A 10,409-nucleotide genomic window follows, 5' to 3' on the forward strand; every position below is an offset into this window, starting at 1 on the left:
AAGCCCCTTCCGGCCAAGTCGATATCGTATATAGTTCGGCCCAACGAGAGGAGTCGACCTGTGCAGCTGCGCCGTCGAAACACCGGGGCCGATAGGTCCTTGATCCTGCGGTCCGCTGCCGTTGCCGGCGGCCTGGTCCTGGCCCTCGCGGGCTGCGGCGTGCTGATGCCGGGCGGCGGTCAGAGCGTCGACCGCACGAGCGCCGGACCGGGCGTGACCGAGGACTCCGTGAAGGTGGTGTTCGTCGGCGTCGACCTCGACGCCGTCAAGGAGCAGACCGGCTTCAAGACCGCCTCGGTGGGCGACCCCGAGAAGCAGGTCCAGGTCCTCGAGGACTGGGTCAACGACAACGGCGGCCTCGGCGGGCGCAAGCTCGACGCCGTCTTCAAGATGTACGACGCGCAGACCGACTCCCCGGCCTCCGAGGAGAAGCTCTGCAACGAGGTCAGCCAGGACGAGCAGGCCTTCGCCGTCGTCCTGCTCGGCCAGTACCAGTCGAACGCACGACCCTGCTACGCCCAGCGCAAGACGCTGATGCTCGACATCTCCCTGGTCGCCAGCGACAAGACGATCTACGAGGAGCTCGCGCCGTACCTGTGGACGCCGAGCTTCCCCGAGCACGACGCGTTCGTGAACTCTTACATCGCCGCGCTCGACGAGCAGGGCTTCTTCGAGGGCCGCGACGAGGTCGCGATCATCGCCGCGGACTCGCCGGTCAACCGCCGCTCCGTGGAGAACAAGGCCGTGCCGCTGCTCAAGGAGCGCGGCATCAAGGGCGAGGTGGCCTGGGTCGACACCACCGACATCGGCACCATCTACACCGGCGGCGAGCAGGCCGCGGTGACCCTGGCGGGCAAGGGCATCGACCGGGTGATCTTCCTCGGCGGCTCCCGGCTCGCCTCGATCTTCGCGACGATCGCCGGGTCCAAGCAGTTCACGCCCCGCTACGCGATCTCCAGCTTCGACAACCCGTCGTTCTTCCTGGGCAACCCGGAGACGGTGCCGTCCACCACGATGGACGGAATGGTCGGCATCGGGTTCCACCCGCCGCAGGACGTCGCCGACGACCAGATGCCGTTCCCGGCCGAGGAGGGCCCCGAGGCCGAGTGCGTCGCGGTGTTCGAGGCCGCCGGCATCACGTTCGAGTCCCGCGAGGGTGCGCGCCAGGCGCTGCCGTACTGCGACGCCGCCCGTCTGCTCAAGCTCGGCGGTGACAACGTCGACGGCGAGCTGAACGCTGCGACCTGGGCGGATGCGGTGAAGAAGCACGGCGCGGAGTTCCAGACCGCCTCCGGCTTCGGCAACGCCCTGGACAAGGGCAACGCCGCCGCCGGCGCCTACCGGGTGCTGAAGTTCGCCGACGACTGCAGGTGCTTCGTCTACGAGGGGGACGAAGTCCCGTTCGCCGATGAGTGAGCGTCGCGCAGCACCCGCGCTGGCCGTGGAGGAGATCCGTGCCTCCTACGGTCCGGTCCAGGTGCTCTTCGGCGCCGGCCTGGTCGTGGAGAAGGGCGAGATGGTCGCCCTCATGGGCCCCAACGGCGTGGGCAAGTCGACGCTGCTGCGGGTCATCGGCGGGCTCATGCGGCCCGACTCCGGGACGGTGCGGATCGGGGGCATCGACGCCACCTCGTGGAGCCCGCGCAAGCGGGTCGAGGCCGGCCTGAGCCAGGTCGTGGGCCAGTCGGCCTTCGGCTCCCTGAGCGTCGTGGACAACCTCACGATGCACGGCTACGCGAACGCCGACAAGAAGTGGGTGCGCGAGTCGGTCGAGGCCGCGCTGATGATCTTCCCGCGCCTCAACGCGCGGCGGAACCAGCCGGCCGCGACGCTGTCCGGCGGCGAGCGCCAGATGCTCGCGCTGGCCAAGGCGATCGTCAACGACCCGGAGCTGCTCGTCATCGACGAGTTCTCCCTCGGGCTCGCGCCCGTGGTCGTGGGCGGCCTGATGGAGCTGGTCCGCCGGCTCAACGAGCGCGGCACGTCCGTGCTCCTCGTGGAGCAGTCGGTCAACGTGGCGCTGTCGCTCGTGCACCGCGCCTATGTCATGGAGAAGGGCGAGATCATCGCTGAGGAGTCCGCAGCAGTGCTGGCCGCCGATCCGGAACGAATCCGCACCCTGATGCTGGGTGGCCACGTGGCGGAGGCGGGATGAGCGCGCAGCTGAGCGCGGCGGTCGCACAGGCCGGCGCCCGGATCACCGTGGCCGGCTTCGACTTCGGCCTCGACCGCCTGCTGATCGGCCTGTTCACCGGCCTGACCTACGGCCTGCTGGCCATCGGCCTGGTGCTCGTCTACCGATCCAGCCGCTTCGTGAACTTCGCCCACGGCTCGATCGGGGCGTTCGGCGCCTCGATCCTCGGTCTGCTCGCCGCCGACTGGGGAATGCCGTACTGGCTCTCCTTCCTGCTCGCGCTGGTGGTCGCCGGAGCTCTCGGCGCGGCCATCGAGCTGGTCGTGGTCCGCCGGCTCACCGGTCGTCCGACGATCATCGGCATGATCGCGACGCTCGGCCTGTCGCAGTTCATCTTGATCTTCGCGCTGATCATCAACGCCGACGGCGTCAGCGGCTTCACCTTCCCGCGTCCGCCGTTGCTGCCCACCTTCTCGATCGGCGGCTCCAACTTCGGCACGGCACACGTGGCGATGTTCCTGCTCGGCCCCGCGCTGCTCGTCGCGCTGTCGTGGTTCCTGCGTCAGCACCGGGTCGGCATCGCCATCCGCGCGGCGGCCGACGACAACGACGCGGCCCTGCTCGACGGCATCCCCGCCAAGCGGATGGCGACCCTGGCCTGGGCGCTGGCGGGCGGCATCGCCGCCTTCTCGGCCATGCTGGTCACCCCGACGACGGCCGGTCAGTCGATCGACACCCTCGGCCCGGACCTGCTGCTCAAGGGCCTGGCGGGCGCCGTCATCGCCCGGATGTCCTCCATCCCGATCGCCGTCGTGGCGTCGCTGGGCGTCGGCCTGCTCGAGCAGGTCCTGCTGTCGAACCCCGACACCCGCTCCGCGGTGCCGCTGGCGCTGGGCATCATCATCGTCGTCGCCCTGCTGCGCCAGCCCGCGATCGGCCGCGCGGTGCGCGAGCAGACCGGCTGGTCGCGGATCGTCATGACTCCGCTGCCCAAGGAGTACCGCGCCCTGTGGGCGGTGCGCTGGTTCCCGCGGATCATGTCGGCCGTCCTCATCGGCATCGGCGTGGGCCTGGCGTACGTCGTCAGCAACGGCACCGCCTCGACGCTGACCAGCGTCGCGGGCTACGCCCTGGTCGCGCTCAGCGTCGGCCTGCTGACCGGCGTCTCCGGCCAGCTCTCGCTCGGCCAGTTCGCCTATGCCGGCATCGGCGCAGCCGTCTCGGTGCACGCGGTCTCCGGCACCGGGAACTTCGTGCTCGGCGTGCTGTGCGGGGTGATCGCCGCGGCCGGCGCGGCCGCGCTGGTCGGCATCCCAGCCATGCGGCTACGTGGGCTCGCGCTCGCGGTCTCCACCCTGGCGCTCGCCCTGGCGACGACGAACTGGCTGCTGCGGCTCGACAGCTTCCTCGGCTTCGGCGTGCAGCCCGCGAAGCCCACCTGGTGGGGCTACGCGCTCGAGCTCGCCATCGACTACTACCTCTTCGCCCTGCTCATGCTGATCCTGGCGATGTGGGTGGTGGGCAACCTGCGGCACTCCGGCCTCGGCCGGGCCTGGCAGGCGCTGCGCGACAACGAGGACGCCGCGCGGGCCTTCACGGTGCGCAGCAAGCTGCGCAAGATGCAGATCTTCGCTCTCTCCGGCGCCATCGCCGGTCTCGGCGGGGCCGTGATCGGTCACGGCCAGTCCCAGCTGACGGTCAACTCGTTCCCGGCCGATGCCAGCATCGACGTGGTGGCGATCGCGATCGTCGGCGGCCTGCTGCTGACCGGGGGCCCGATCCTGGGTGCCCTGATCATCATCGGCATCCCGGCGCTGTTCAGCCTCAACCTGTACGGCGACGCCCTGCTCGCCATCGCCTGGCTCGCCGTGGTGGTCATGCTGCCCGACGGTCTCGGCGGCATCGTCGCGAAGATGCGCGACAACTGGGCCGACGGGGTGGCCCGCCGGGCCGGCATCGACCCGGTGCGGGCGCGGCTCGGCTCCGACAAGCCGGCGATCTCCCCGCTGTCGGGCGGGATCCGGCTCGAGGGCCTCGGTGCCCAACGGGCCCAGGTCGAGGAGCCCGCCGCCCACGGCGAGGGGTCCCGGCCGGCCCCCATCCTGTCGGTCAACGGCGTGGGCCGCCGCTTCGGTGGCGTGGTCGCGGTGGACAGCGTGGACCTCGAGGCCGACCACGGCGAGATCGTCGGCATCATCGGCCCCAACGGCGCCGGCAAGACGACCCTGTTCGAGATCATCGCGGGCTTCACCGCGGTCGACCGCGGCCAGGTCTGGTTCGACGGCGTGGACGTCACCCGTCGTACGCCGGAGCAGCGGGCCAGCATCGGCCTGGTCCGCTCCTTCCAGGACGCCGCCCTCTTCCCGACGCTCACCGTCACCGAGACGCTGATGCTGGCCCAGGAGCGGACCTCACCCTCACGGCTGTGGCCCTCCGCGGTGGGATCGCGTGCGGAGGAGAAGCGCAAGGCGGAGAAGGCCGAGGAGCTCATCGAGCGGATGGCGCTCGAGCCGTTCGCGCTGCGCACGATCTCCGAGCTGTCCACCGGCACCCGCCGCGTGGTGGAGCTCGCCAGCCTGCTCGCCCTGGAGCCCCGGGTGCTGCTGCTCGACGAGCCGTCCGCCGGCATCGCGCAGAGCGAGAGCGAGCCGCTCGGCGAGCTGCTGCTCGGCATCCGCCGCGAGCTCGGCACCACCATGGTCGTCATCGAGCACGACCTGCCGCTGCTCTCGCACCTGTGCGACCGGATGGTGGCCATGAACCTGGGCCGGATCATCGCGGCCGGCACCCCGGACGAGGTCCGCGACCACCCCGAGGTCGTCCGTTCCTACCTGGGATCCGACCAGGCCGCGATCGACCGATCCGCCACCCGAACCACCCTTGCCGCAGTAGTGTCCCAACCCGGCGTACCGCCGACCCACTGAGGAGAGACCGTGAAGAACGCATCGACGCTGTTGAAGGCGATCGTGAGCTTGACGGCATTGCTCGTCGTCACGATCGTGGCCGCGCCACCGAGCTTCGCCAAGGCCACGCTCGAGGTCAGCGCCAGCCAGAACCTCAAGGACGGCCAGAAGATCGACATCAGCGGAGGCGGCTACAAGCCCGGCCTCACGCAGATCGCGGTCGGCCAGTGCATTGAGGGCTACACCGGCCCCTCGCACTGCAACCTGCAGGGCGGCGCCACCTTCCGCAACGCAGACGCCAGCGGTTCCATCGGCTCGTTCTCGGTGGTGGTCAAGGAGAAGTTCGGCGCCCACGACTGCACCAAGGTCAAGTGCGTCCTCGCCTCCGGCCCGCTGCCGACCGTCGCCGACGCCGCCACCGTCAAGGCCAACCAGGTCATCATCCCGATCACCTTCGGTGGCGCGCCGGCCGCCGAGGCGCCCGCCGAGACGCCCGCCGCCGCGCCGGCCGCCGACGAGCGCGCCGCGACCGACGACGAGCTGCCCAAGACCGGTGTCGCCGACAGCCTGCCGATGATCATGATGGCCGGGCTCGTGCTGCTCCTCGCCGGTGCCGGCCTGCGTCTCGGTACCCGTCGCCCGGGCGGTGTCGCATGAGGGCCGCGTTCCGCCGCGGCTTCGGCGGCGCGCTCGTCGCCGGTGCCGCCGCCCTCGCGGTCGCTCCGCTGCCGATGCTGACCGCGCCGGCCTCCGCTGCGCCGACGAAGGTCACGATGGAGATCGACTGCACGCTGCCGGTCTTCAACAGGGACTTCGACTGGACCGCCGAGGTCACCGCGAGCGCCGTCACCGACGGCACGAACACGTCGCTGTCGCTGGCGTTCAGCGACATGCCGGGTGTGGCGCCGGTCCCGGTGAACAAGCAGAACATCTCCGGGACGCTCGTCGCCGACGTCGACGGCAAGTCCGTCACGATGAAGGGGACGCGCAACGTCACCGCCGCCTCGAACGCTCCCGTCGGTGCTCCCACCGTCACGGCGTCGATCCCCGGCTCGACGGATCCGATCGACGTCTCCATCCTCACGTTCGACATGGTGGTGGCCGGTATCGAGATCAAGTGCAAGCCGGAGACCTCGGGCGCGGTGGGCGCGGTGGCGGTGGAGACCGGCACGCTGCCTACGGCGAGCCCGACCCCCACGGTCACCCCCACCCCCACTCCCACGCCCACCCCGACCAAGCCGGAGTCGACGCCGACGAAGGCCCAGGGTGCCAAGAAGGGCGTGCCGGCCAAGGGCAAGGCGAGCTTCGACTGCAAGCTGATGACGCTCGGCAGCCCGTTCAAGTACAACCCGACCGTGACCGTCTCCGGCGCCCGCGCCAAGGAGGGCGACAGCAAGGTCTCCATCAGCGCGAAGTTCTCCGAGATCCCCGGCCTGGCGCCGGTCCCGATCGAGAACGGCACGATGAAGATCACCGCCGCGGCCAAGATCGACGGCAAGAACGTCTCGTTCTCGCACTCCTCGACGGTCAACGCGCCCACCTACGGCACGGTCGCGGTGCCGACCCTGACCTCGACGGTGGAGACGGACAACGACCAGGTCCCGGTCGAGATCACCGCCTTCAAGTTCGACTTCGGTGAGATGTCCGGGCTGACCGTCTACTCCGACTGCAAGGGCGGCGGCAAGCTCAGCCGGATGACCGTCGGTGTCGGCGAGAAGGCTGTCAACGAGGTCGGCGACGACGTCGCCGGCGGCGGCAGCGCGGGCGGCGGTACTCCCGCGGCCGGCGGTTCGTCCCTGCCCGGCACCGGTGCCGGCGCGCCGCTCGCGGCCATCGGTCTGTGGGCGGGTGCGCTGGCCCTGTTCGGCGCGGCGGTCTTCCTGCTGGTCCCGCGCTCGCGCATCCAGGCCTAGCACCGCTCGCAACGCCTCGGCCCCCGCCGACCGCAAGGTCGGCGGGGGCCGAGTTCTTTTTGCCCGCGGCCGCCTCGGGCCCGGCGTCCCGAGATGCGACGAGCCCCCGGGACCTTGCGGTCCCGGGGGCTCGGTGTGCAGCAGCGGTGCGGACTCAGTAGGTGAACGAGCGCGCCGCCTTGAAGCCGGTGGCGCTGAGCTTGTCGACCGAGATCGGCTTCGCGGGCGAGGCGATCTCGTTGCGGTAGACCAGCGGCGGCAGGCCCTGCTCGGCCGAGAGCCGGTCGAAGAGCTCGGCGTTGCGCGGCGGCAGCTCGGGGTGCGTGAGGTTGTAGACCCCGCTCAGGTCGTTCTCGATGGCGTGCACGACGGCGTCGGCGGCGTCGTTGACCTGCAGCCGGTAGAGCAGCGCCTCGCCGGAGAACGGGACGGAGCCGCCCAGGTACTTGTGCGCCATCGCGACCTTCTCGCCGATCGGCGGGTCGCCCTCGCCGAAGATGTCGCCACAGCGCAGGACGACCGCCCGGTCGCCGGCGCGGCCGTAGGCGGCCTCCATGAGCAGGAAGTTCGCCGGGCTCGGGTCGGAGGACTCGGTGACGGGGGAGTCCTCGTCGATCACGTCGAGGTGGTTCGCCGCGTCGCCGTACACCGACAGCGACGAGAGCGAGACCAGCTTGGTCTCAGGCCCAGCGGCCGCGACGACGTTCTCGGCGGTCTTCACGAGGATCTCGCGGTAGGTGACCGCGCGCTCCTCGGGCGTCATCGAGTTCGCCGCCGACGGGCCGGCGGTCACGACGACCGCGTCCATGCCGGCCACCGCGCTGTTCACCGTCTCGGCGTCGGAGCCGCGCAGCACGACGGCCTTGCCGAAGCGCTCCTTGAGCCGGGCCACCTTCTCCTCACTGGTGGCGGTGACGGTCACGTCGTGGCCGAGCTCCTTGAGGCGCTCGGCGGCGGCGGAGCCGACGAAGCCGGCACCGATCACGAGAATCTTCACTTGGTCTCCTCCATCTGGCGCAGTCCGGCACGGACCGCGACCAGCTCCTCGACGCGTTCGGCGCCGAGGAATCGCTTGGACAGTTCATTCATCGGGTCGAGCGTGTAGCCGTTGGTGCGGATCGTGTGGTCGCGCTCGCGGAGGGCGGCGCGCTCCTCGGCGGGCACCGGCTGGGCGTCGGCCACCCAGCCCAGCCAGGTGTCCACGCGGCGGTGGACATCCTCGCGCAGCGCCGCCACCACGTCGTCGGAGCGGTCCGCGACGTAGGAGTTGGCGACCGGCGAGGTGTAGGCGCGCATGTAGGTGCCGTGGCTGACCGACCAGGTGAACCGGTCGTCGCCGCGGAGCTTCAGCCAGCCCTCGTTCTGCGGGCTGTAGTAGCGCTCCAGGTAGTCGGTGTCGGTCATCAGGTCCCGGCGGGCGACGAAGTCGCTGTAGTGGAAGACCTGCGGCACCGTGCCGAAGACGATGATCAGGTGCGGCACGTCGATGTGCGGGCCGAGCCAGACCTGGAGGTTCATGTCCAGGATGGACGCGCTGCGGTTGCCGATCCAGGAGTGGACCAGCCACTCCGCGCCGTTGTCCGCGTCTCCGGTGAACGTGTTGAGGGAGCCCTCGTAGCTGCCGTCCTCGGTCTGCCAGTAGCCGAGGCCTTCGCTGGTGGGGTGCGCGGTGACGGGCAGGGCAGCGGTGACCTTGTCCTTCGCCTCGCTGAGGATCTCCCAGAATTGGGCCCAGAGATCGTGGCTGTCGACGTCGGGCGCCTCAGCCAGGAACTCGTGGATGGTCTTGGTCTGCGTGCTGCTGCTCACGTAGCCAGCGTATAGATATATGATCTATTCTGCCAGGAGGTGCCCATGATCGTCGTCGTCAGCCAAGCGTGGACCAAGCCGTCGGAGGAACACGCCGCGGCCTACGTCGCGCTGAGCGAGGAATTCGGCCGGTTCTTCCGGACCCAGCCGGGCTTCCGCGGGCGGCGACTGCTGCGCGGCGTGGAGAACCCTTGGCACTTCACCCACCTGCGCTGGTTCGACTCCGTCGAGGCCTACGAGGCGTGCACCACCGCGGAGGGCTACGTCGCCCACACCGAGGCGATGTACGAGCACCTCCAGCCGTACGAGTCCTACCCCCGCGAGTACCTCGAGGTCGTCCTCGACGAGCCCGACCCCACCCCCGAGCGCGGCGGTGTCGGTCAGTGACCACCTTCGTCCTCGTGCACGGCGCCTTCCGCGGCGGCTGGGCCTGGCGGCGGGTGCGCCCGCTGCTGCTCGCCGCCGGGCACGACGTGCACGCCCCGAGCCTGCTGGGCTCCGGCGAGCACGCCGCCCACCTCGGTGCGGTGAGCGGCCTGCAGGTGTGGGTCGACCAGGTCTCCCGCCTGCTCGAGCTGGAGGACCTGTACGACGTGGTGCTGGTCGGGCACAGCCAGGGCGGTCTGGTCACCACGGGTGTGGCCGCGGCCGTGCCCGAGCGGATCGGCCTGCTGGTGCACCTCGACGCCGCGCTGCCGCTGCCCGGCCAGCGGGCCGTCGACCTGCTCGGCGCCCCCGCGGCGCTGCCCGCGCGCGAGACCCACGTGCCGCCGCAGCCGGCCGCGGCCGCCGGCGAGCACGACCCGGCCACGGCCGCCTGGCTGGACGCGCGCACCACCGCCTCGCCGGTCGCCGTCGCGCTGGACCCCGTCGTCGCCGTACCGCCGCAGGTGCGTGAGATGCACGCCTTCTGCTCACAGACCCCCGAGGGCTACCCCTCGAGAGCCGTCCGGGCCCGCCTGGACGCCGCCGGCACGAGCTACCGACTGCTCGTGGCCGGTCACGACGCCCCACTCTCTGCACCCGAACTGGTCGCCGAGCTCCTGCTCGACGCGGCCGCAGAGAACGATGAAAGGAACGACGGATGAGCGTGCAGCCCGGCTGGGAAGGCCGATTCTTCGAGGACTTCACCGTGGGGGACGTCTACCGTCACCCGCTCGGTCGCACGGTCACGGAGTACGACAACATCTCGTTCTCGCTGCTGACGATGAACACCAACCAGATGCACTTCAACTCCGTCTACGCCGCGCAGTCGGAGTTCGAGAAGCCGCTGGTCGTCTCCACCCTCACCGTCGCGATCGCGGTCGGGCAGAGCGTCACCGACCTCACCCAGAACGCCTTCGCCAACCTGGGCTGGGACGAGATCCGGATGACCCACCCGGTCTTCGCGGGCGACACCCTGTTCAGCGAGTCGGTCGTGCTGGAGAAGCGTGAGTCCTCCTCGCGCCCGCACGCCGGCATCGTCACCGTCAAGACCCGCACCCTGAACCAGAACGGCGACGAGGTCTGCTCCTTCAAGCGGACGTTCTACGTCTACAAGACCGGTGCCGAGCAGCTCGAGGGCATCTTCCCCGAGGGCAAGCGGCCGATCACCGAAGGCACCCCGCTCGCCGACGCCGCCGACTCCGCCGACGCAGGGGCCTGAGGGCG

Annotated in this window: 10 protein-coding genes; 8 read left to right on the forward strand and 2 right to left on the reverse strand. The window is 70.5% G+C overall.

Annotation, left to right across the window (positions count from 1 at the left end; genetic code table 11):
* Positions 1-99: 99 nt before the first annotated feature.
* The 5 genes from KG111_RS04890 to KG111_RS04910 are packed head-to-tail and all read left to right on the forward strand — an operon-like array spanning position 100 to position 6,950.
* Positions 100-1,416, forward strand: a complete 1,317-nt coding sequence (locus KG111_RS04890) for an ABC transporter substrate-binding protein (protein ID WP_205290497.1) — start codon at positions 100-102, stop codon at positions 1,414-1,416.
* Positions 1,409-2,155: an ABC transporter ATP-binding protein gene (locus KG111_RS04895; RefSeq protein WP_205290496.1), complete on the forward strand. Its 747-nt coding sequence runs from the start codon at positions 1,409-1,411 to the stop codon at positions 2,153-2,155. The genes KG111_RS04890 and KG111_RS04895 overlap by 8 nt, the downstream gene beginning before the upstream one ends.
* The gene (locus KG111_RS04900) at positions 2,152-5,058 is read left to right on the forward strand and encodes a branched-chain amino acid ABC transporter permease/ATP-binding protein (RefSeq protein WP_205290495.1); all 2,907 of its coding nucleotides are present in this window, start codon (positions 2,152-2,154) and stop codon (positions 5,056-5,058) included. The genes KG111_RS04895 and KG111_RS04900 overlap by 4 nt, the downstream gene beginning before the upstream one ends.
* 9 nt (positions 5,059-5,067) lie before the next feature.
* Positions 5,068-5,694 carry a neocarzinostatin apoprotein domain-containing protein gene (locus tag KG111_RS04905; protein WP_205290494.1) on the forward strand — a complete coding sequence of 209 codons (627 nt, stop codon included), beginning with the start codon at positions 5,068-5,070 and terminating at the stop codon, positions 5,692-5,694.
* Positions 5,691-6,950 (forward strand): hypothetical protein, encoded by a 1,260-nt coding sequence (locus KG111_RS04910; RefSeq protein WP_205290822.1) that lies wholly within the window; start codon positions 5,691-5,693, stop codon positions 6,948-6,950. Before KG111_RS04905 ends, KG111_RS04910 begins: the two co-directional genes overlap by 4 nt.
* 154 nt (positions 6,951-7,104) lie before the next feature.
* Here KG111_RS04910 and KG111_RS04915 read toward each other — a convergent pair whose 3' ends face one another.
* On the reverse strand, positions 7,105-7,947 hold the full coding sequence (locus KG111_RS04915; protein WP_205290493.1) for an NAD-dependent epimerase/dehydratase family protein: 843 nt from the start codon (positions 7,945-7,947) through the stop codon (positions 7,105-7,107).
* Positions 7,944-8,759 (reverse strand): hypothetical protein, encoded by an 816-nt coding sequence (locus KG111_RS04920; RefSeq protein ID WP_205290492.1) that lies wholly within the window; start codon positions 8,757-8,759, stop codon positions 7,944-7,946. The genes KG111_RS04915 and KG111_RS04920 overlap by 4 nt, the downstream gene beginning before the upstream one ends.
* Positions 8,760-8,804: 45 nt before the next feature.
* Between KG111_RS04920 and KG111_RS04925 the strand changes: the two genes are divergently transcribed.
* The 3 genes from KG111_RS04925 to KG111_RS04935 are packed head-to-tail and all read left to right on the forward strand — an operon-like array spanning position 8,805 to position 10,404.
* Entirely contained in the window at positions 8,805-9,146 is a 342-nt protein-coding gene (locus KG111_RS04925) for an antibiotic biosynthesis monooxygenase family protein (RefSeq protein WP_205290491.1), read from the forward strand.
* Positions 9,143-9,847: an alpha/beta fold hydrolase gene (locus KG111_RS04930; protein WP_205290490.1), complete on the forward strand. Its 705-nt coding sequence runs from the start codon at positions 9,143-9,145 to the stop codon at positions 9,845-9,847. Before KG111_RS04925 ends, KG111_RS04930 begins: the two co-directional genes overlap by 4 nt.
* Positions 9,844-10,404, forward strand: coding sequence for a MaoC family dehydratase (locus KG111_RS04935; RefSeq protein WP_205290489.1), 561 nt, complete (start codon positions 9,844-9,846; stop codon positions 10,402-10,404). The genes KG111_RS04930 and KG111_RS04935 overlap by 4 nt, the downstream gene beginning before the upstream one ends.
* Positions 10,405-10,409: the final 5 nt, after the last annotated feature.

The organism is Nocardioides faecalis, from assembly GCF_018388425.1.
Lineage (GTDB): Bacteria > Actinomycetota > Actinomycetes > Propionibacteriales > Nocardioidaceae > Nocardioides > Nocardioides faecalis.

What these genes read in the sequence shown, in the direction of transcription:
- KG111_RS04935 (WP_205290489.1), top strand. Translation starts at nt 9,844, where the DNA reads ATGAGCGTGCAGCCCGGCTGGGAAGGCCGATTCTTCGAGGACTTCACC.
- KG111_RS04925 (WP_205290491.1), top strand. Translation starts at nt 8,805, where the DNA reads ATGATCGTCGTCGTCAGCCAAGCGTGGACCAAGCCGTCGGAGGAACAC.
- KG111_RS04910 (WP_205290822.1), top strand. Translation starts at nt 5,691, where the DNA reads ATGAGGGCCGCGTTCCGCCGCGGCTTCGGCGGCGCGCTCGTCGCCGGT.
- KG111_RS04895 (WP_205290496.1), top strand. Translation starts at nt 1,409, where the DNA reads ATGAGTGAGCGTCGCGCAGCACCCGCGCTGGCCGTGGAGGAGATCCGT.
- KG111_RS04900 (WP_205290495.1), top strand. Translation starts at nt 2,152, where the DNA reads ATGAGCGCGCAGCTGAGCGCGGCGGTCGCACAGGCCGGCGCCCGGATC.